Source organism: Brenneria izadpanahii, from assembly GCF_017569925.1.
GTDB classification, from domain to species: domain Bacteria; phylum Pseudomonadota; class Gammaproteobacteria; order Enterobacterales; family Enterobacteriaceae; genus Brenneria; species Brenneria izadpanahii.
Map to the genome: position 1 here is coordinate 3,021,599 of NZ_CP050854.1, position 20,853 is coordinate 3,042,451.

General features: G+C 51.3%; 17 protein-coding genes and 1 pseudogene. 11 read left to right on the plus strand and 7 right to left on the minus strand.

Annotated features, from left to right (window positions below; all coding sequences use genetic code 11):
• Positions 1-28: 28 nt before the first annotated feature.
• Entirely contained in the window at positions 29-199 is a 171-nt protein-coding gene (gene rpmF, locus HC231_RS13515; RefSeq protein ID WP_048638531.1) for a 50S ribosomal protein L32, read from the minus strand.
• Between the two features lie 16 nt (positions 200-215).
• Positions 216-737, minus strand: a complete 522-nt coding sequence (yceD, locus tag HC231_RS13520; protein ID WP_208227150.1) for a 23S rRNA accumulation protein YceD — start codon at positions 735-737, stop codon at positions 216-218.
• A 140-nt stretch (positions 738-877) separates the two neighbouring features.
• Between yceD and HC231_RS13525 the strand changes: the two genes are divergently transcribed.
• Entirely contained in the window at positions 878-1,465 is a 588-nt protein-coding gene (locus HC231_RS13525; protein ID WP_208227151.1) for a Maf family protein, read from the plus strand.
• A 44-nt stretch (positions 1,466-1,509) separates the two neighbouring features.
• Here the strand turns inward: HC231_RS13525 and rluC are convergent, their stop codons facing one another.
• A complete protein-coding gene (gene rluC / locus HC231_RS13530; RefSeq protein WP_208227152.1) occupies positions 1,510-2,466 on the minus strand; it encodes a 23S rRNA pseudouridine(955/2504/2580) synthase RluC in 957 nt (318 codons plus the stop codon).
• A 582-nt stretch (positions 2,467-3,048) separates the two neighbouring features.
• On the opposite strand from rluC, the gene rne reads away from it, so the two are divergent.
• Positions 3,049-6,495, plus strand: a complete 3,447-nt coding sequence (rne, locus tag HC231_RS13535; protein ID WP_208227153.1) for a ribonuclease E — start codon at positions 3,049-3,051, stop codon at positions 6,493-6,495.
• Positions 6,496-6,734: 239 nt separating this feature from the next.
• Here the strand turns inward: rne and HC231_RS13540 are convergent, their stop codons facing one another.
• The gene (locus HC231_RS13540) at positions 6,735-7,022 is read right to left on the minus strand and encodes a putative quinol monooxygenase (RefSeq protein WP_208227154.1); all 288 of its coding nucleotides are present in this window, start codon (positions 7,020-7,022) and stop codon (positions 6,735-6,737) included.
• 208 nt (positions 7,023-7,230) lie between these two features.
• Between HC231_RS13540 and pyrC the strand changes: the two genes are divergently transcribed.
• From pyrC to HC231_RS13570, 6 genes are all read left to right on the plus strand, one after another.
• Positions 7,231-8,274, plus strand: a complete 1,044-nt coding sequence (gene pyrC, locus HC231_RS13545; protein ID WP_208227155.1) for a dihydroorotase — start codon at positions 7,231-7,233, stop codon at positions 8,272-8,274.
• A gap of 191 nt (positions 8,275-8,465) precedes the next feature.
• Entirely contained in the window at positions 8,466-8,705 is a 240-nt protein-coding gene (dinI, locus tag HC231_RS13550) for a DNA damage-inducible protein I (protein ID WP_208227156.1), read from the plus strand.
• A 166-nt stretch (positions 8,706-8,871) separates the two neighbouring features.
• Positions 8,872-9,129: a hypothetical protein gene (locus HC231_RS13555; RefSeq protein WP_208227157.1), complete on the plus strand. Its 258-nt coding sequence runs from the start codon at positions 8,872-8,874 to the stop codon at positions 9,127-9,129.
• Positions 9,130-9,344: 215 nt separating this feature from the next.
• On the plus strand, positions 9,345-9,599 hold the full coding sequence (bssS, locus tag HC231_RS13560) for a biofilm formation regulator BssS (RefSeq protein ID WP_208227158.1): 255 nt from the start codon (positions 9,345-9,347) through the stop codon (positions 9,597-9,599).
• A gap of 446 nt (positions 9,600-10,045) precedes the next feature.
• Entirely contained in the window at positions 10,046-10,600 is a 555-nt protein-coding gene (locus HC231_RS13565) for a cytochrome b (RefSeq protein ID WP_208227159.1), read from the plus strand.
• A 30-nt stretch (positions 10,601-10,630) separates the two neighbouring features.
• Entirely contained in the window at positions 10,631-11,206 is a 576-nt protein-coding gene (locus HC231_RS13570) for a YceI family protein (protein WP_208231333.1), read from the plus strand.
• A gap of 58 nt (positions 11,207-11,264) precedes the next feature.
• Here HC231_RS13570 and trhO read toward each other — a convergent pair whose 3' ends face one another.
• Entirely contained in the window at positions 11,265-12,332 is a 1,068-nt protein-coding gene (gene trhO / locus HC231_RS13575) for an oxygen-dependent tRNA uridine(34) hydroxylase TrhO (RefSeq protein WP_208227160.1), read from the minus strand.
• 228 nt (positions 12,333-12,560) lie between these two features.
• Here trhO and HC231_RS13580 point away from each other — a divergent pair.
• The 3 genes and pseudogenes from HC231_RS13580 (at position 12,561) to mdtG (ending at position 16,310) form a co-directional block, all read left to right on the plus strand.
• A pseudogene (locus tag HC231_RS13580) lies at positions 12,561-13,654 on the plus strand (NADH:flavin oxidoreductase/NADH oxidase).
• 278 nt (positions 13,655-13,932) lie between these two features.
• Positions 13,933-14,853: a Kdo(2)-lipid IV(A) acyltransferase gene (locus tag HC231_RS13585; protein ID WP_208227161.1), complete on the plus strand. Its 921-nt coding sequence runs from the start codon at positions 13,933-13,935 to the stop codon at positions 14,851-14,853.
• A gap of 230 nt (positions 14,854-15,083) precedes the next feature.
• The gene (gene mdtG, locus HC231_RS13590) at positions 15,084-16,310 is read left to right on the plus strand and encodes a multidrug efflux MFS transporter MdtG (RefSeq protein WP_208227162.1); all 1,227 of its coding nucleotides are present in this window, start codon (positions 15,084-15,086) and stop codon (positions 16,308-16,310) included.
• Between the two features lie 248 nt (positions 16,311-16,558).
• Here mdtG and mdoH read toward each other — a convergent pair whose 3' ends face one another.
• Positions 16,559-19,117, minus strand: a complete 2,559-nt coding sequence (mdoH, locus tag HC231_RS13595; RefSeq protein ID WP_208227163.1) for a glucans biosynthesis glucosyltransferase MdoH — start codon at positions 19,115-19,117, stop codon at positions 16,559-16,561.
• Complete coding sequence (locus HC231_RS13600) at positions 19,110-20,678, minus strand: glucan biosynthesis protein G (protein WP_208227164.1); 1,569 nt, start codon at positions 20,676-20,678, stop codon at positions 19,110-19,112. The genes mdoH and HC231_RS13600 overlap by 8 nt, the downstream gene beginning before the upstream one ends.
• Between the last annotated feature and the right edge of the window lie 175 nt (positions 20,679-20,853).

Here is a 20,853-nt window from a genome sequence, read left to right on the forward strand (position 1 = left end):
GTATTGCCTTGCTGATAATTCGCAAGAATTACTTGGCAATAACCTTGCGACCGCGGTAGTAACCGTCCGCAGTGATGTGGTGACGCAGGTGAGTTTCGCCAGAAACTTTATCTACGGATACGGAAGACGTGGTCAGCGCATCGTGAGAACGACGCATACCACGTTTGGAACGAGTGGGTTTATTCTGTTGTACGGCCATGGACCTTACTCCTTAATTACTTACGCTTTAAACTGGCTAATACGGCAAACGGGTTCGGTTTTTCTGCCTCTTCAGGCAATTTGCCGAACACCATGTCCGCTTCGGACACTTCACAGTGTTCAGAATCATGTACCGGGGCGATAGGCAAAGTCAGGATGATTTCATCTTCAACCATTGCCAGCAGATCGACTTCGCCAAACTCATCAACCTCGATCGGCTCGTACGCTTCCGGTAAAGCTTCGGCCTGTTCATCATTGATGACCGGGCTAAAACAAAACGCCGCATGAACCTGATGTTCAAATGGCTTTCCACAGCGCTGGCACATTAATGTGACCGTAACATCCGCGCTGCCATTAATCACCGCCAGGCGCTGATTATCGATATTGAAAGACAAAGAAGCCTGAACATCACTGTCCACACTCACCACTGATTCGGCAACACGCACTACCTGCTCTGGCGTATAAACACCAATGTAATCTAAACGCTTTTGAGCAGTGCGGACCGCATCAAGGGTTAGGGGTAATTTTACCTTTTGCATAGGGCGCGCATATTAACGTCGTAACGACATAGAGTCAAAGAAAAAGGCAGTGAAGCACGACCTTTCACCAATATTCGCTTCCAGAGCGGCACACAGTTTAAAATGCCTTTTATCATTACGCTACGGTTTATAAAAAAATTATGTATCAGATCGTTCTCGCTTCAACATCCCCCTACCGCAAATCTCTGCTGGAAAAACTCGACCTGCCTTTTATTTGCGCCTCCCCAGATATAGATGAAACGCCCGCCCCCGGCGAAGATGCGCCGTCGTTAGTGGCGAGGCTGGCTGAAAGCAAGGCGCGCGCATTGGCGGTGCAGTACCCCAATCATCTTATTATAGGCGCCGATCAGGTTTGCGTATTGAACAACGCCATTACCGGGAAGCCGCATAACAAAGCGAACGCCGTGCGGCAATTGCGGCAGGCAAGCGGACAGTGCGTCACTTTTTTTACCGGATTAGCGCTGTTTAATAGCGCCTCTCAGCGGCTACAGCGCCTCGTTGAGCCGTTTGACGTCCATTTCCGCTCCCTGACGCAGGAGGAGATTGAGGGTTATCTGGAAAAGGAACAGCCCTGGAACTGCGCCGGCAGTTTTAAATGTGAAGGGTTGGGAATTACACTATTCGATAAACTGTCCGGGCGCGATCCCAATACGCTTATCGGCCTGCCTTTAATTGCTTTGGCGGATATGCTGCGCGCGGAACAGGTTAATCCGCTGATAACGCAATGATTGGATGGGATACCGCTGACCCGGCATCCCGATGAAACGCCTGGCTATCCTTTCGCTTTACGAAGCATTTTCAGACAGTGGCGAAGTTGCTCATCCAACGGCGCTTCAATCCGCAGCGTTTCACCCGTATTGGGATGCTCAAAACGCAACGCCTGCGCATGCAGAAACAGACGTTTCAGCCCGGTTTCGGCCAGTTGGCTATCAAAATCGCGGTCGCCATAGCGGTCGTCAAAGGCGATCGGATGACCGGCGTGCAACGTATGTACGCGGATCTGATGGGTTCTGCCCGTTACCGGACTGGCGCGAACCAGCGTCGCCGCTTCAAAGCGCTCTTCCACCTTAAAACGCGTTTCCGAAGGCTTGCCTTCGCTGCTCACCCGGACAATACGCTCGCCGCTTTGCAGAATATTCTTCAACAACGGAGCCTGTACGCTTTTGCAATGCGACGGCCAGTTGCCCCGCACCAGCGCCAGATAATCTTTCTGCATCCCCTTGAGACGTAACTGCTCATGCAAGGCACGCAGCGCAGAGCGTTTCTTGGCCACCAGCAAAACGCCCGACGTATCACGATCGAGGCGATGAACCAGCTCCAGGAAACGGGCCTCCGGGCGCAGCGCGCGCAGGCCCTCGATAACGCCGAAGCTCAGCCCGCTGCCGCCGTGAACCGCCGTACCGGAAGGTTTATTCAGCACCAGGATATGATCGTCTTCATAAATAATGCATTCAGCCAGCGCCGCGACTTTGCCAAGACTGGCGGAAACAGGCGGAGCATCGCGCTCGGCCTGCCGCACCGGCGGGATACGGATCTCATCCCCGTCGAGTAACTTATATTCCGGCTTTACCCGCTTTTTATTTACCCTTACCTCACCTTTGCGCAAGATGCGGTAAACCATGCTCTTAGGCACGCCTTTTAACCGGGCATGCAAAAAATTATCGATACGTTGTCCGGCCTCATCGGCGGATATTGTCACAAACTGTACTGCTGGATTCTCTGTTTTCATGATGCGCGATTCTAAATAGAGAGGTTGGATAGCGCCACTTCTTTTTCTGTGCTTAACTGGGAGTCTGACTTATGAAGATATTGTTACACCAGCAGGTTCGGCTGAATTTGCTCTCAACCGCCGACAGTTTGGCGGATAACGGCGCAACTATCTTTATACTGGCAGGCAAAGTAACCTTGCTATAACAGTGCCAGCAATGGAATAATGCTTTTCGTGTTTTCCGCGCTGATTTCCATTAAAGCAAGGGAAATTGTGGAATTATTAAGTTTGCCTGATGACACACAAACGCAGCAATGGCGTAAGACGTAATGTGATATCAAGCAGTTAGCGGGCTGCGGATTGCAGCTTGGCCGGCAAATGGAATCAGATCTGGCGACATTATTCAGAAGCTGTTCCCTCAGTAAACGCGCTGTTTTCCATCAGGAAACACAGGCTACCGAAACATGCGTCTCTATGCAGGCGACAACCGGGAGGTTGACGTCCTTGCGATAAGCCACGAGGCCATCGGTTCACTCCGGTCATGCGGTTCTTTTGTCCGCAGCTCTATCAATAATGTAAGTAAAAATAACGAGTAAGTTAAAGATGAAGAGAATGTTGATTAACGCGACTCAACAGGAAGAGTTGCGTGTTGCCTTGGTTGATGGTCAACGGCTGTATGATTTGGATATCGAAAGTCCTGGTCATGAGCAGAAGAAAGCAAATATCTACAAAGGTAAAATCACGCGTATTGAACCCAGTCTTGAAGCCGCTTTTGTTGATTATGGCGCAGAAAGGCATGGTTTTCTCCCTCTCAAAGAAATCGCTCGCGAATACTTCCCCAGCAACTATTCCTCTCATGGCCGTCCCAACATCAAAGATGTCTTGCGCGAAGGACAGGAAGTCATTGTTCAGGTAGATAAAGAAGAGCGAGGCAACAAAGGCGCGGCGCTGACAACGTTTATCAGTCTGGCCGGCAGTTATCTGGTATTGATGCCAAACAACCCCCGCGCCGGCGGTATCTCACGCCGAATTGAGGGCGACGATCGAACGGAACTGAAAGAAGCGTTAGGTTCTTTACAGTTGCCCGATGGTATGGGGCTTATCGTTCGTACCGCAGGGGTCGGCAAATCCGCCGAAGCATTGCAATGGGATTTGGCTTTCCGTCTGAAGCACTGGGAAGCTATCAAGAAAGCGGCTGAAGGCCGTCCCGCGCCTTTTTTGATCCATCAGGAAAGCAACGTTATTGTTCGCGCCTTCCGTGATTATTTACGCCCGGATATCGGTGAAATCCTGATCGACAACCCTAAAATCGTCGAACTGGCAAAAGAGCATATCTCCGCGCTCGGCCGCCCGGACTTCAATAGCAAAATCAAACTTTACAGCGGCGAGATCCCGCTGTTCAGCCATTATCAGATTGAATCCCAGATTGAATCGGCGTTCCAGCGTGAAGTGCGTCTGCCTTCCGGCGGTTCTATCGTCATTGATACCACGGAAGCCTTGACCGCGATTGATATCAACTCCGCCCGCGCTACCCGCGGCGGCGATATTGAAGAGACCGCGTTCAACACTAACCTGGAAGCCGCCGATGAAATCGCCCGCCAGTTACGACTGCGCGACCTGGGCGGTCTGATCGTCATCGATTTTATCGACATGACGCCGGTTCGCCACCAGCGAGAAGTGGAAAATCGTCTGCGGGACTCTGTCCGCCAGGATCGGGCCCGTATTCAGATCGGCCGCATTTCTCGCTTTGGTCTGTTGGAAATGTCCCGCCAGCGCCTTAGCCCGTCGTTGGGAGAATCGAGCCATCATGTCTGCCCACGCTGCGGCGGCACCGGCACCGTGCGCGACAACGAGTCCCTTTCCCTGTCTATTCTGCGTCTTATCGAAGAAGAGGCGCTGAAAGAAAACACCAAAGAAGTACATGCCATCGTTCCCGTACAAATCGCATCCTATTTGCTGAACGAGAAACGTGAATCGGTCAATGCGATTGAGAAACGTCAAGGGGGAGTTCGAGCCGTTATCGTCCCGCATGATGGCATGCAAACGCCGCACTACTCCGTCGTACGCGTGCGCAAAGGGGAAGAAAAGCCGACCCTCAGCTATCTGCTGCCGCAACTGCTGGAAACCGAAGCCCAACAATTGCAGGAAGAACAGGTTGCCGAACGTAAACAGCCGGAGCAGCCAGCATTAGCCGCCTTCACCATGCCTAGCATGCCGGCGGAAGATAAAGCACTGGCGGTGGAAAAATCGGCCCCATCGGCGGTTTCGCCAGTCGCGCCGGCTCAGCCAGGGCTTGTTAGCCGCTTGCTGGGCGTGCTGAAAGGTATTTTCGCATCCGAACCCGCTAGCGCGGTAGCAGAGACGGCGGATGAGAAGAAAACCGAATCGGCCGCGGCCAGCGAAGGCCAGCGTCAGGAACGTCGTAATACACGCCGTCAGAGCAACAACCGCCGCGATCGCAATACGCGTGAAGAGCAACGCCGGAATAAACGTCAGAATGCTGAAGCGGCGCCTGAAGCCCGCGCGGCGGAAGAGCCAGAAAAAGCCGCTATTGACGAGCAACCGCGCCGCGAACCGCGTGCGGAGCGTCAGCGTCGCCGTCAGGATGATAAACGTCAGTCCCAACAGGAAGCGAAAGCGCAAAATACCGTTGTAGCCGAAGCGGAAGAAGTCGCCGCCGAACAGGAAAAACCGGCTCAGGTCATGCCGCGCCGTCAGCGTCGCCAATTGACGCAGAAGGTACGGATTCAATCCGAAAACGCGCCGGCTGAAGCTGCCGAACCGGCAGCGACGGCGGTAACGACGGAAAGCGTAGCGCCGCAAATCAAGCCCGTTGATGAAGCCGCGATTGCCGTTGCCGACGCTAACGAAACGGAAAGTACGCAGGCCGCTGACGCCAACAAAGGGGCGAATACGGAAAATAACGGTATGCCGCGTCGTTCCCGCCGCTCACCGCGTCATCTGCGCGTTAGCGGTCAACGCCGCCGCCGTTACCGTGATGAGCGGTATCCGTCTCAGTCGCCAATGCCGCTGGAATATGCTGCCGCTTCTCCGGAAATGGCGTCAGGCAAAGTGTGGATAAACTATCCCGTTGCTCAATACCAATCGCTGGAACAGCTTGAAGAACAGCAGCAGGCGGAAAATAACGCGTCTGTAGCCACGCCTCATCTGCCGACCATCGTGGAAACAGCGGCTCCGGTTATCGCGGCTTCAGTTCAGGAAACGCCGGCGGTAATAGAAGATGAGCCGGGCAAAGCGGCGACTGCCGTTGAAGCTGGGCAACCAGTACAGAAAACCGCGCCCGAAGCAGTCACGGATGACATTGTCGAAACGCAAACCGATGCCGACGATATTCCGCCGATACTGGTTGATGACAAGGCTTACGGAGAAAGCGATGAAGCTGTCGTAGAAAGCAACGAGCACGTTGCAGAACGCGATGAGGCCGTCGTGGAAAGCAATGAACGCGTTACAAAACACGATGAAGCCGTCGTGGAAAGCAATGAAAGCGTTGCAGAGCACGATGAAGCCGTCGTGGAAAGCAACGAGCACGTTGCAGAACGCGATGAAGCCGTCGTGGAAAGCAACGAGCACGTTGCAGAACGCGATGAAGCCGCCGTGGAAAGCAATGAGCGCGTTGCAGAACGCGATGAAGCTGTCGTGGAAAGCAATGAGAGCGTTGCGGAACGCGATGAAGCTGTCGTGGAAATCGACGAGAGCGTTGCAGAACGCGATGAAATCGTCGAGGAAAGCGTGAAAATCCCCGCAGAAACCGCACCTCAGCCGGCAGATGTCGCACCGGTTGCGCCAGCGGAAAAACCGGTGATTTCGGTTAAACCGGCAGAAGCGGAGACAGCACAACCGCGTTATAAGTTTCACGCAACCGCGCCGATGACCAAAGCGCCAGCGCCGGATTATCAACCGGAACCGGCTCGTCAGAGCGACTGGAAGCGTCCTGAGTATCAGTTCAACGGCAAAGGTTCAGCCGGAGGCCATGCCGCAGTTAACCAGGCTACAGCGCCTGCAACCAAGCCAACGCCGATTAATGAATAATCAATTTCATTATCAGTAAAAACGCCCGCCAATTCGGCGGGCGTTTTTTATGGCGGGCTATCCCTGCCCGCCCCCCTTCGGGCCGCCGCAAGCGGCGTTAAAAAATACTCCTGGCATTTTTTTATCGCGGGCTATCCCTGCCCGGTCCCTTCGGGCCGCCGCAAGCGGCGTTAAAAAATACTCCTGGCATTTTTTTATCGCGGGCTATACCGCCTTAAAAAAATCCCGGATGCCTTTTATCAGCCCAGAAATTTCAGCAATTTTATGCTTGATGATTCGGTTTTCCCTTCCAAATCAGCGATCAGACGCTTGAAATGGGCTGATTGTTCATGCTCTGTCAGCGCAGTCTGATTCTTCCAACGTTCAAAGAAGACAAACGCGCCGGGCTTGTCGATTTCTTCATGCAAATCATATTGCAGATTACCCGTTTCCTGACGGCTGGGCGCCACAGCCTGTTTCACCGCTGCGGTAACATCGTCAATAAATTCAGCTTTAGCCTGTAAGCTGGCAACGATACGAATTTCCATTTTAGTCCTTCTTATTTAATTTATGTTTAAAGATCAAAAGATAAGGCATGAGATGCCAATAGTCGTAGTGGTTATACTAGTTAATTTTGAACATTCATCAACTAACGGATGCATTCGAAAGGCTTTGCACTTATCCTTATTCCCCGCCGTATTAGTCTCAATCCGACTGACAGATGATGTTTTTCTACTGACCGCTGGAGCACATTCCATGACCGCACTGCCAGACATGCTGAAAATCCGCCGCCCTGACGATTGGCACCTTCATTTACGTGATGATCAGATGCTCAAAACCGTTCTTCCGTACACCAGCCGCTTTTTTGGCCGAGCCATCATCATGCCCAATCTGACACCGCCGGTCACCAGCGTGGCAAGCGCTATCGCTTATCGTCAGCGCATTCTGGCCGCCATCCCCGAAGGCGATAGTTTTCAACCGTTGATGACTTGTTATCTGACCGATTCGCTGGATGCCGCGGAGATTGTCAGCGGCTTTGAGCAGGGCGTTTTTACCGCAGCAAAATTATACCCGGCGAATGCGACGACCAACTCCAGTCATGGCGTAACGGATATTGCCAACATCCATCCCGTTCTGGAAAAAATGCAAGAAATAGGGATGCCGTTGCTGGTACATGGCGAAGTGACCGCTCCTGAAATCGACATTTTCGATCGGGAAGCCCGATTTATTGAATTGGTGATGGAGCCATTACGCAAGGACTTCCCCGAACTGAAAGTCGTATTCGAGCACATTACGACTAAAGAGGCCGCGCAGTACATTGTATCAGGTAATGAGTATCTTGCCGCCACCATTACCCCACAACATTTAATGTTTAACCGCAATCACATGCTGGTTGGCGGAGTTCGGCCGCATCTATACTGCCTGCCCATTCTTAAAAGAAACATTCACCAGCAGGCGCTGCGGGATGCCGTCGCCAGTGGCTGCAACCGGCTTTTCCTCGGCACTGACTCTGCTCCTCATGTTAAACACAGGAAAGAATCCAGTTGCGGCTGCGCCGGCGTATTCAATGCCCAAGCGGCCTTAAGCGCTTACGCGACGGTTTTCGATGAAATAAACGCGCTGGATAAACTTGAAGCATTCTGTTCGTTAAACGGCCCGCGTTTTTACGGCTTGCCGGTTAATGAAGACTGGGTTGAACTCCGCCGCGAACCAATTACCCTCCCGGAAGAAATTTCAACGGGCAGCGAAGCGTTGGTCCCTTTCCTGGCGGGACAGAGCCTCAACTGGTCCGTCCGATAGCTGACAGGCCCATCATCATGCTCCCCCTCAATGCTGATGGGTCGGCGTTTCAAAGTCTGCCGCGGCATGCCTGATTGGGATGCGCAAGAATCAATCGGCATGGTGAACGCGGCTTAACAAATATCCTTTTTCGTCACTTGTTCTTTTTTACGGATAACTGTATAAATAAACAGTTATCCATGGAGGCAATTATGCGTGTCGAAATTACCATAGCAAAGTCGTCCCCTCTTCCCGCTGGCGCTCTTGAAGCACTGACGCACGAGTTGGGGAGACGAATTCACCAGCACTACCCAGATACCCCAATTAATATTCGTTATGCCGCTGCCAATAACCTTAGCGTGCTGGGTGGCAATAAAGATGACAAAGAGCGTATATCCGAATTGCTGCAAGAAACCTGGGAAAGCGCGGACGACTGGTTTATACCAGAATAAAAATTTTTTAACGCCAGCGCCGCTTGCAACGGTCCGAAGGGCGAGCCCCGCGGACGGAGCGAGTAAATTTAGTCTGTTGAAAGATTTGGCTGAATGATAGGTTATAGGCTGTAATGACTATTGTATCGGGCATCTTGCCATCCTGTTATGACTGAGGATACCTATTATGACAGTAGAAAAACCGGAAGAGGCAATGACATTCGGTGAACTGCTGGAGCTGATCGGCGCACAGCAGCGCAAGATTGACGCACTGGAGCTGGCATTTTCATCGCTGGTTTTCTGCCTTGATGAAAAAGCCAACCAGTTGCTGATCCACAACCTGCGGCTGGAATCTCAAAATGAAAATCGGGATCCGATGATGAAAAAACATCTTGCCCGTTTTGTCGCCACATTAGAGAAAAATGCCGGTTTAAATACCGAATAGATTCTCATTTATTCAATTTTCCGAAACAGTCCGGATAAATGCATTTTGTCCCGGACTGTTTAATTAGTGTACGGAAAAAAATTTTTGCAGATTTTTTTAAAATATTTTTCATAAATTAAATAAGCGACGATATACTGTTAATGCTCTTCTAAATAAGGAGCCGCCTTAAACCTCGTTAGTCACTCATGTTAGTAACTAGTCAGTAAGGGGTATTTATGGATAGAGAAAATGAAGTTATTCAGACACATCCTCTTGTAGGTTGGGACATCAGTACCGTTGACAGTTATGACGCCATGATGATCCGTTTACACTATTTATCCGCCTCGGATCAGGCTCCAGATGAAGCGCAAGTTGACCGGACGTTATGGTTAACGACAGATGTAGCCAGAAAACTCATATACATACTTGAAGCTGGCATTGCTAAAATTGAATCAACCGATTGTCAATCCCTTGATTATCGAAAGCATTAGCCATTGATAACGTTTACCATTATTTTTATACCAGATTTATTGATTTTTGATTTACGATCCCAATAACAACGCCGTCTTACTGACGGTGTTGTTATTTTTACCGCTACTCTGTATTTTTCCCCCGTTCTAATCCGCAATAATTCTTACCACGCCTTATTCGCTTGCCCGCACGATCGCCGCAGATAGTAACGCACCGCACAATTATTCAGCTAATTAACAGCCCAGTGAGTAGCAATCTCATTCTTCCGCGCGAACAGCAGTGAAGCATCCGTAAATGATTTTCCTTATCAGCTCACTCCATCAGATTGAACAAGATATGACTTCAAATTCAAAAAAACTGTTGAAGTTCGACTGAGTGTTAAAAAATGTGACTTTATATTGCTTTTGTGTTTAGACATGTTTAAGTTTGCAAAATTGTACAGGTCACCTGATAAGGAGTCACCGCTATGCTTTGGCGTAACACCTCATCTCGTTATGGTCATGTCAGTATTCTTCTCCACTGGGCCGTCGCGTTAACCGTTTACGGCATGTTCGCGTTAGGGCTCTGGATGGTGTCATTGGGGTACTATGACGTTTGGTATCATCGCGCGCCTGAAATCCATAAAGGCATCGGCGTATTGCTTTTCGCCGTTATGATATTCCGCGTAATCTGGCGCTTCTTTTCTCCTCCGCCGCGGCCATTGAGCAGCTATTCAACCTTGACCCGCATCAGCGCCACGCTGGCGCACATTGCTCTTTACGTTGTTTTATTTGCGATATTAATCAGTGGATATTTGATTTCCACAGCCGAGGGGCAACCTATTTCAGTTTTTGGCTGGTTTTCTATTCCAGCTACATTAAGCGGTTTGACGGATCAAGCCGACATTGCCGGTACCGTGCATCTTTATCTTGCCTGGGTGGTGGTAGCGCTGTCAGCTCTGCACGGGTTAGCCGCATTAAAGCACCACTTCATAGATGGTGATACGACCTTGAAACGGATGTTGGGCCGCAACATCTCTTAACTTTTATGAATTAATGGAGAAATACCGATGCTGAAGAAAACACTACTGGGCCTGACTGCCGCATCTTTACTGGCCTCTGCCGGATCGGCCTTAGCCGCCGATTACAAGTTTGATAAGGAAGGCCAGCACGCGTTTATCCAGTTTCGCATTAACCATCTGGGCTATAGCTGGATTTATGGCGGCTTTAACGATTTTGACGGGACGTTTACTTTTGATGAAAGCAATCCTGCCGCGGATAAAGTGAATGTCACCATTAATACCAATAGCGTCGATACTAATCATGCGGAACGTGACAAACACATCCGCAGTGCGGATTTTCTGAATGTATCCAAATATCCGCAGGCGACGTTCACCTCCACGGAAGTGAAAAAAGACGGTGAGGCATACGATATCACCGGAAATCTCACCTTGAATGGCGTAACCAAGCCCGTGACGCTGGAAGCAAAACTGATTGGTCAAGGCGATGACCCGTGGGGCAATTATCGCGCCGGTTTTGAAGCCAAAGGAACCCTCGCGCTGAAAGACTTTAATATCACCCAGGATTTGGGGCCGGCCTCTCAACAAGTTGAATTGATTATTTCCGTCGAAGGCGTTCGCCAGAAATAAGTTATCAACGATAGTCGGTTACAGCCCTTTCAGTTGACGAAAGGGCTTTTTAAGCTCGCTACTTCCGCTCATCCTTGCCGTCTGGGGCGGGGATATGCAATGTGGATTTTAATAACCCTTTGGATTTATTAAAAATCTTCATGCCATTTTCACGACCGCTGCGCCGGGCGCGTTGCTCCGCCAGTGGCAGCCGACGCTCTTCCTGACAGTTTACGCTACAGCACCCTTCATATTTTTCCGCACACGCCGGACACTGGATGAACAATAGGTGGCAACCTTCATTACGGCAGTTGGTATGAGTATCACAAGGAGCGCCGCACTGATGACAATGCGCAATAACGTCATCAGAAATCCTTTCCCCCATCCGCTCGTCAAACACAAAGTTTTTGCCTATAAACTTCAACGGCAACCCCTGAGCTTTTGCCTGGCGCGCATACTCAATAATCCCGCCCTCGACGTGGTAAACGCGCTTGAAGCCGTGATGCAGCATATAAGCGCTTGCTTTCTCACACCGAATCCCCCCGGTGCAATACATGACGATATTCTTATCCTGCTCATGCTTGAGCATTTCTACCGCCATCGGAAGTTGCTCGCGGAAAGTATCCGAGGGAACCTCCAGCGCATTTTCAAAATGTCCGACCTCATATTCATAATGATTGCGCATATCAACAAAGAGCGTATTCGGGTCTTCGGCCATGGCGTTAACCTGTTCGGCTTTCAGATACTGGCCGACATTAGCCGGATTAAACGTCGGATCGTCGATACCATCGGCCACAATGCGTTCACGAACTTTCATCCGCAACACCCAGAATGATTTTCCATCATCGTCCAATGCGATGTTCAAGCGAACATTGTCAAGGGCGGGATGCGCGCCGAATAACACTGTTTTAAACGCTTCGAACTGATTCTTGGGCACGCTGATTTGCGCATTAATCCCTTCCGATGCGATGTAGATCCGCCCAAAGACCTTTAGCTGCGCAAACTGGCTATACAGGCGATCGCGAAATGCTTTCGGCTCATCGATCGTAAAATATTTATAGAAAGAAACTGTGGTTCGCGGCTCGGTTTCAGCAAGCATTCGCGCTTTCAGTTCCTCATTGGAAACCCGGTTATGTAACACTGGCATGGTGTACTTTCCTGTCTTCATTGAGGTTAATCATTACCATTCACCGCCACGTCGATCCCGACGGATTAAATGGCCCGGCATCATACCTGATTGCGGGACTTAAGTCAGGATGCGAAATTGACAGCGGAAGGTGAAACGGCGATCTTAAGGAGAGAAGGCTACCTCTCTATTTTAATCTGGATCGGTACTCTCCATCCCCCAAGAGATATCACAATCTAAGGTCATCATATGAGTCAACTATTCTCCCCGCTGTCTATCGGTAAGCTCACGCTTCCTAACCGTATTATCATCGCGCCGATGTGCCAATATTCCGCCGAAGACGGCAAGGCGACGGCGTGGCATAGCATGCACCTGGGCAATCTCACTCATTCAGGCGCAGGGTTATTGATCATTGAAGCCACCGCCGTTACGCCAGAAGGCCGCATCTCGCCCAAAGATCTCGGCTTATGGGATAGCGGTACTGAAGAAGCTCTGGCCGCCGTCATCCGGTCGGTAAAAAAATACTCGGATATGCCGCTGGGGATCCAGCTTGCTCACGCCGGACGTAAGGCCTCCACGGATGTCCCCTGGGGCGGACGCGCCACGCTTCGAAAGGATCAAGGCGGATGGCAAACAATTGCGCCGTCAGATATTCCTTATAATGAGGGCGACGATAAACCACTGCCAATGACCCGCCAGCAAATCAACCGGCTGATCGCTGCCTTCGTCGACGCCGCCAAGCGGGCGGATCGTCTCGGTCTTGATTTGATAGAGATTCACGCCGCGCACGGCTATTTATTGCATCAATTTCTATCGCCACTGACAAACAACCGAACAGATGAATACGGCGGCTCGCTTCAAAACCGGATGCGTCTGGTATTGGAGGTCTATAAGTCTGTTCGTCAGGCGTTCCCGCCACATAAGGCAGTAGGCGTGCGAATTTCAGCAACAGACGGCGTTGCAGGCGGCTGGGATCTGGAACAATCCGTTCAAGTCAGTAAAGCGCTGCACGCATTGGGCTGTGATTTCATTCACGTCTCCAGCGGCGGCCTCTCAGCAGAACAACAAATTCATCCTGGGCCGAATTATCAGGTGCCCTACGCGCAAAAGATCAAACAGGAAGTCGGCATTACCACTATCGCCGTCGGGCTGATTACCGAACCCGAACAGGCCGAAGCTATTGTCGGCACCGGCGAAGCCGATGCGGTTGCGCTGGCTCGCGCTATTCTCTTTAATCCGCGCTGGCCTTGGCATGCCGCGGCCAGATTGGGCGCCCAGGTAACCGCGCCCCCCAATACTGGCGTAGCGAGCCCGGTTATGCCAGAGGGATATTCAAACGATAAAGCCGATACGATAACCACGCCCCGCCATACAGGCGGGGATTCGCTTCATTGGATAATCAAACGCGCTTTATCAATGGCATCAACGGTTACACACTGTCGGCGGCAAATGTTATCATTAGGCGCCCACTCGCTTTTTTGTATAAAAATCAGGCTATAGCACGTCGCAAATTTGTTTTCCCATTAAAGTGCCGTAATAATCTATCCTGTTGAGTGACAATCCCATTTATTCTTTTTAACGGTATGAGTGCCTAAAGGCACCAGAATTTGATACTGAGGCCATGACACAACTCCCCATTTTTAATCGTTCACTATTGCACCCGCGCTATTGGTTAACCTGGCTGGGTATCGGCGCGCTTTACCTGGTGGTATTGCTGCCCTATCCCCTGCTCTATTTTATCGGCACCGGTCTCGGCCATTTGTCCATGCGTCTGCTGCCGCGCCGCGTTGAAATCACCACCCGAAACCTTGAACTATGTTTCCCGGATATGCCGAAGGCAGAGCGGAATGAGCTGGTCAGAAAGAATTTTGAAGCCGTAGGCATGGGGATACTTGAAACCGGCATGGCATGGTTCTGGCCTGACTGGCGTATAGAACGCTGGTTTACGGTGAAAGGCTTTGAGCATATGCAGCAGGCGCGAGCGGGAAAACGCGGCGTATTGTTGATCGGGCTGCACTTCCTGACCTTGGAGCTCGGCGCCCGCATCTTCGGCATAATAAATGCGGGGATCGGCGTTTATCGTCCTAACGATAATAAGCTGATTGACTGGTTGCAGACCTGGGGAAGAATGCGTTCAAACAAATCCATGCTGGATCGGAAGGATCTTAAAGGCATGATTCGAGCGCTTAAACAAGGTGAGATTATCTGGTATGCCCCCGATCACGATTATGGCCCGCGCAGTAGCGTATTCGTGCCGCTTTTTGCCGTAAATAAAGCGGCTACAACGGTGGGCAGTTATATTTTAGCCAAGACCGCCAAACCAGCCATCGTGCCCTTTGTGCCACGCCGCCTGCCGAAAGGTAAGGGATACGAGCTGTTGATCCAGCCGGCAGAATTAGACGTCCCATTGGAAAATGAAGAAGCAACGGCGGCATGGATGAACAAAATCGTCGAGCAAAATATCCTATTGGCGCCCGATCAATACATGTGGCTGCACCGTCGTTTTAAAACGCGCCCGGAAGGCGAACCCTCGCTCTATTAATATCACATCAGCCTCATTCACGTCAGACGGCGTGGATGCAGGCTCGCTCAAGCGGCATTGCCCCCTAAAATATGCTGAATTTTTAGGGATTAATGATGATCATCTTGCTGATATCTTTTAAGCGGCACATACTTAATAGATCGCCTGCTATGTAATTTGTTTATCCTCACACATATACCCAAGGGATCTCAAAGTGAGGATCGAAACGCCAACCTCGTTATCGGGAATTTATGACACCAGAATCGGAGCCTATTGATTGGAAGCGTAATCTTTATGTCGCTTGGTTAGGCTGTTTTTTTACCGGCGTCGCCTTCAGTCTGGTCATGCCGTTTCTTCCTCTCTATGTCGAACTGCTGGGCGTCAGCGGGCATGAAGCGTTAAACATGTGGTCCGGCGTGGTTTTCAGCATCACTTTCCTGTTTTCCGCCATCGCCTCTCCCTTTTGGGGACGCCTTGCCGACCGCAAAGGCCGCAAACTGATGCTACTGCGTTCGGCGCTGGGCATGAGCATCGTGATGGTACTCATGGGGCTGGCGCAAAACATATGGCAATTTCTATTGCTGCGCGCCGCTCTCGGCGTTCTGGGCGGTTTTGTTCCTAATGCCAATGCGTTGATCGCCACACAGGTTCCACGGAACAAAAGCGGATGGGCGCTGGGAACCTTATCGACCGGAGCCGTCAGCGGCGCGCTGCTCGGCCCGCTGATTGGCGGCTATCTCGCCGATACCTATGGATTGCGTCCGGTATTTTTCGTCACCGCCGCCGTGCTGTTCATCTGTTTTCTGACCACGCTGTTTTATGTTCAGGAGCGTTTTACCGCAGTCCGCAAGAAAGACATGTTAAGCGGCCGCCAGGTAATGACATCGCTAAAAAATCCCAAGCTGGTATTAAGTCTGTTTGTGACCACGTTAATCATTCAGGTCGCTACCGGCTCAATTTCGCCGATACTGACATTATTCGTGCGCGATTTAGCCGGACACACTCAGAATCTGGCTTTTATCAGCGGAATGATCGCCGCCATACCCGGCGTATCCGCGCTGATCAGCGCCCCGAAACTCGGCAAATTAGGAGATAAAATCGGCCCGGAACGTATTCTGATCGCCATGCTGATCGTGTCCGTCCTGCTGCTGATTCCCATGGCATTCGTTCAGACGCCATGGCAGCTGGGCGTCCTCCGTTTCCTGTTAGGCGCTGCGGATGGCGCGTTACTGCCCGCGGTGCAAACGTTACTGATTTACCATTCATCCAATCACGTTGCCGGACGAATATTCAGTTATAACCAATCGTTTCGCGATGTTGGCAATGTGACCGGCCCGATAATCGGCGCATCCATTTCGGCCAGTTATGGCTTCCGGGCCGTATTTATCGTTACCGCGTTAGTGGTCCTGGCAAACGTGATCTATTCCTGGCGAAGTTTACAGCTTCGTAGCTCGAAACTTGAGCTGCCGGGAGATTGATATCCCCCGCCGCCTATCCGCTAAATAATTCAAGCTGCGGAAAGTCAGCCGCAACGAGGCGAGGCCCATGAATGGTCCGAGCAACAAAGCCCGCGCACATGTAACTTACAGCATGACGAGTATATAACCGCGGCGTAAAAGCGCCAGCATGATTACGTGAAGATACGCCTCATCCGCAGACCGACCGCAGAGCAAAAAAAAAGCAACAGCGCAGGCCGTTGCTTTTTCCATTAACGGGGAAAAGAATCTTATCCCTTAATATACGGCGCTGGTAATTTCCGATAATACTCGGACCACGCGGCGTACTGTTCCGGCTTCTGCCATACGTGATAGTGAAGACGAGATATCGTCACGGGATCGCTCAGCAGCGCCAGACGCTGATTATTGTTAACCTCTTCCGGTCCTCGGCTCAGCGCATCACTGACGCTCTGCCGGCGGACATCCTCAATCGCCTGGCTGAAACGATGACGGGCCGTCGCCATCGCGCTGGCAAGGGCGTTAATCGAAGGATCGAACACCGCCTGCATAAAGCCATTTTCCAGCTTATGTTGACGATTCAGCTGCCAGTAGGCATCGGTCGCCACCAGCTCGCGCGGCGGGTCATACTCTTCCGGGATCAATAACAGCTTGGCTCGTTTACATTTCAGCCCCAACGAAGCACGGCTGGAATAAACAGAGACAAACGGCGACAGGATCAATGAGAATACAATCGGCGCAAGCCACCACAGGAAACGCAGATCCAACCACGCCATGCCGATCGCCCAAACCAGACCCAGCACTAACTGGGAGCCATGGCGAACAAAGGCTTCCCCCCAGGGGGTCGCATCATCGTCACGCTGAGGCGAATTCCACTGTACTGACCAGCCCAAAAATGCGCTGACGACAAAGACCGTATGAAACAGCATTCTGACCGGCGCTAACAGAACAGAGAACACCATCTCCATCAGCAGCGAAATGACCAGCCGGAAAGCGCCGCCATAAGCCTTCGCGCCCTTGGCGCAAACCAGGATCACGCTTAACAACTTCGGCAAAAACAGCAATACCAACGTTGTGGAGAATAAGGCGATCGCCAACTCCGGCCGCCATTGCGGCCATACGGGGAAGAGCTGTCTGGGTTGCAGAAAATACTGGGGCTCCATCAGGGTATGCACAACCTGCAAAGCCGTTGATAGCGCCAGGAACATGAACCACAGCGGCGCGGACAGATAAGACATCACGCCGGTAAGGAATACGGCGCGGTGAACCGGATGCATCCCCTTAACCAGAAACAGCCGGAAGTTCATGAGGTTGCCATGACACCAGCGGCGATCGCGCTTCAGCTCGTCCAGCAGATTAGGCGGTAATTCCTCATAGCTGCCCGGCAGATCGTAGGCAATCCAGACGCCCCACCCCGCCCGGCGCATCAATGCGGCTTCCACGAAGTCATGCGAAAGAATTGCGCCGGCAAATGAACCTTCGCCCGGCAACGGCGCCAGAGCGCAATGCTCAATAAACGGCTTCACCCTGATGATGGCATTGTGTCCCCAGTAATGAGATTCGCCTAACTGCCAGAAGTGCAAACCGGCGGTAAACAGCGGGCCATAAACACGGGTGGCGAACTGCTGGCAACGCGCATACAGCGTATCCATGCCTGAAGCTTTCGGCGAGGACTGGATAATCCCTGCATTAGGGTTCGCATCCATCAGCCTGACAAGCGATGTAAGACATTCGCCGCTCATAACGCTGTCGGCATCTAGAATGACCATATAACTGTATTGGCTGCCCCAGCGACGGCAAAAGTCGTCAATGTTGCCGCTTTTCCGTTTCACGCGGCGGCGGCGACGGCGGTAAAAAATGCGCCCGGCTCCGCCTACATCACGACAAAGATCTATCCAGGCCTTTTGCTCGGCGACACAGGTATCCGGATCGTTGCTGTCGCTTAGCACATAAATATCAAAGTGGTCGAGCGCTCCGGTCGCTTCCACGGATTCATACGTGGCGCGCAAACCGGCAAAAACACGCTCTACATCTTCGTTACAGATAGGCATGATAAGCGCAGTGCGATGATCGGGATTGAGCGGCTCATCGCCAACCGTCGTCGAAGAAATACTGTACTTATCCCGTCCGATCAGCAACTGGAGGAACCCCATCAGCGCCGTCCAGAAGCCTGCCGAAACCCAGCAGAACAACACCGCAAACAAAACAAGAATGCCGCTCTGCAACACATAAGGCAGCAGTTGCAGGAATGACTGCATCAACGGCTGATCGGCCATTTCAAACGGATCGACCAGCGCCCATCCTTGATACGGCAGGATGGTTTTCATATACCACGTTGCGACAGCTGTCTGAAAAAGCGTCAGGATCAGCAGAATATAGCGGCGCATTGTCCCGACCATACGCCATCTGTTTTCAGCAATGGTTTCTTCTGGGCTGGCGTCATGATAATGGTGACGTGGCGGCGCCGTCCGCCCCAGCAAACTTTCCCACCAGCGAACCAGCGGGTTGGTCCGCCAGACATCAGGAAACATAGAAGAACGCGTGATCTTAGGCATAGCCTGCAATGCCGTCCGTCCTTCGGTATCTTTACCCAACAACTTATCGTTATTCAGATCATCAGACCAGGCCATCTCCAAACGGGACTGAACCGAATTCAGCGTTACATCGTCTTCCGACTGGCTCTTGACCTGGTTGCCATCAGACAATACCTGATGCAATGCAGACTGATCGATAGGCTCTGATTTTGGTAGCTTTTCACGCAGCGCCCTTGCCTGCTCCGCAGACAAGGGCAATTTCTCGATATAATCGAGAGGAGAAGTTGACTTATTCATTGGCAGGTAGCTGATAGCTCCAGGTTTCAGTCAATGTTGTTTCACCATTAACCAACGCAGCCCGCATTTCTGTCGGCTGCTTGTTATCTTTCACACGCAAACGCAGCGTCAAACGCCAGCCATGAGTTACCGGGTTATAGCGGACGCTATTTTCAACAACCTCGCCATTATCACCAACGCTTACCTGAGACGTAACCGGCGTCGCTTCATCCATCTCTTTTAACGTCGGGCCGACAAAGTCCACCAAAAAAGCAATTGTGCCGTCAGGTTGACGGATCAGATTAGACTGTTTGACATCGCCAGTGGAGCGGCGGGTCTGCTGGACATAGGCGATATCCGGCGAATGCAACTGATCCTCATTGCTGGTAAAGCGCAGACGATACTTCATATCCAGAGGTTTACCGGCTTCAGGTAAAACGTCCGGCGTCCAGAAAGCGACGATGTTATCGTTGGTTTCATCGGCTGTCGGAATCTCAACCAGTTCAACCTTGCCTTTACCCCAGTCGCCTTTCGGTTCGATCCAGCCGCTTGGACGCAGATCATAGCGGTCATCAAGATCTTCATAAGAGGAGAAATTGCGGCCACGCTGTAATAAACCGAACCCTTTCGGATTTTCTACCGCATAGGTACTGACGGACAGATGCCGAGGATTATTCAACGGACGCCAAATCCATTCGCCATTGCCGGCATGAATCGACAGGCCATTGGAATCATGTAACGCCGGACGATAATTCATCGTTGGAGACGGCTGATTAGGCCCAAACAGATACATGCTGGTTAACGGCGCAACCCCCAGCTTACCGACTTTATCCCGCAAGTAGACTTTAGCCTGAACATCAACGACGCTATCGCTTCCCGGATAAATAACAAAGCGATAGGCCCCGGCCGCGCGCGGCGAATCCAGCAAGGCGTAAATCACCAGATGCTTATCAGCCGGTTTAGGACGTTCAATCCAGAATTCGCGAAAGCGCGGGAACTCTTCGCCGGAAGGCAGCGCGGTATCAATAGCCAGCCCGCGCGCAGACAAGCCATAAATCTGCCCTTTACCCACCACGCGGAAATAACTGGCGCCCAGCATGCTGACGATTTCATCATTCTTATCCGCTTTATTAATTGGATAGAGAATCTTAAAACCGGCAAAACCGAGGTTCTTCACCGTTTCGGGGTCATGGTTGACTGAACCAAAATTGAAGTAATCTGCTGAATATTTAATCTCATCTACCGTCGTAGCAGTGACTTCATTAATTTTTACCGGCGTGTCGAAATACATGCCCTGATGGTAAAATTGCAGTTTGAATGGCGTCTGCAACGTGTTCCAGTACGATTTTTCCTGATTGAATTGAATTTGCTGATAATCAGCAAATTTCATATCACGAAATTGAGCTGGAAGATTACTTTTCGGCGCGTCGAAGCCTTTAGCCGCCAACGCCTCCGCTTGTTGAGCAACGTCGTCAATAGAAAATGCCCATACCGGTGCTGCACTTAAAGACAGCACGGTTATCGCTGAAAGCCAGCAAAGGCCAACGGCCCGCTGTTTAGACCCAAGTTTATTAACCAGCACAACTCCCCCTGTTCGTGTGCTTCAATCAATTAAAATCCATATTAATGGATAAGTTAGCTTTCCGACAACTTGATAAAGATATGATTCATCATAATAGGTCAGCGTTTAGGCAACCTGAACGCTAATAGATGATAGTCCGGATAAAAAATGGAAAACAGATAACATGTTACTTCCC

Bases quoted from the DNA above. Each gene is read 5' to 3' on its own strand.
- rpmF (WP_048638531.1), bottom strand. From the start codon at position 199: ATGGCCGTACAACAGAATAAACCCACTCGTTCCAAACGTGGTATGCGT.
- yceD (WP_208227150.1), bottom strand. From the start codon at position 737: ATGCAAAAGGTAAAATTACCCCTAACCCTTGATGCGGTCCGCACTGCT.
- HC231_RS13525 (WP_208227151.1), top strand. From the start codon at position 878: ATGTATCAGATCGTTCTCGCTTCAACATCCCCCTACCGCAAATCTCTG.
- rluC (WP_208227152.1), bottom strand. From the start codon at position 2,466: ATGAAAACAGAGAATCCAGCAGTACAGTTTGTGACAATATCCGCCGAT.
- rne (WP_208227153.1), top strand. From the start codon at position 3,049: ATGAAGAGAATGTTGATTAACGCGACTCAACAGGAAGAGTTGCGTGTT.
- HC231_RS13540 (WP_208227154.1), bottom strand. From the start codon at position 7,022: ATGGAAATTCGTATCGTTGCCAGCTTACAGGCTAAAGCTGAATTTATT.
- pyrC (WP_208227155.1), top strand. From the start codon at position 7,231: ATGACCGCACTGCCAGACATGCTGAAAATCCGCCGCCCTGACGATTGG.
- dinI (WP_208227156.1), top strand. From the start codon at position 8,466: ATGCGTGTCGAAATTACCATAGCAAAGTCGTCCCCTCTTCCCGCTGGC.
- HC231_RS13555 (WP_208227157.1), top strand. From the start codon at position 8,872: ATGACAGTAGAAAAACCGGAAGAGGCAATGACATTCGGTGAACTGCTG.
- bssS (WP_208227158.1), top strand. From the start codon at position 9,345: ATGGATAGAGAAAATGAAGTTATTCAGACACATCCTCTTGTAGGTTGG.
- HC231_RS13565 (WP_208227159.1), top strand. From the start codon at position 10,046: ATGCTTTGGCGTAACACCTCATCTCGTTATGGTCATGTCAGTATTCTT.
- trhO (WP_208227160.1), bottom strand. From the start codon at position 12,332: ATGCCAGTGTTACATAACCGGGTTTCCAATGAGGAACTGAAAGCGCGA.
- HC231_RS13585 (WP_208227161.1), top strand. From the start codon at position 13,933: ATGACACAACTCCCCATTTTTAATCGTTCACTATTGCACCCGCGCTAT.
- mdtG (WP_208227162.1), top strand. From the start codon at position 15,084: ATGACACCAGAATCGGAGCCTATTGATTGGAAGCGTAATCTTTATGTC.
- mdoH (WP_208227163.1), bottom strand. From the start codon at position 19,117: ATGAATAAGTCAACTTCTCCTCTCGATTATATCGAGAAATTGCCCTTG.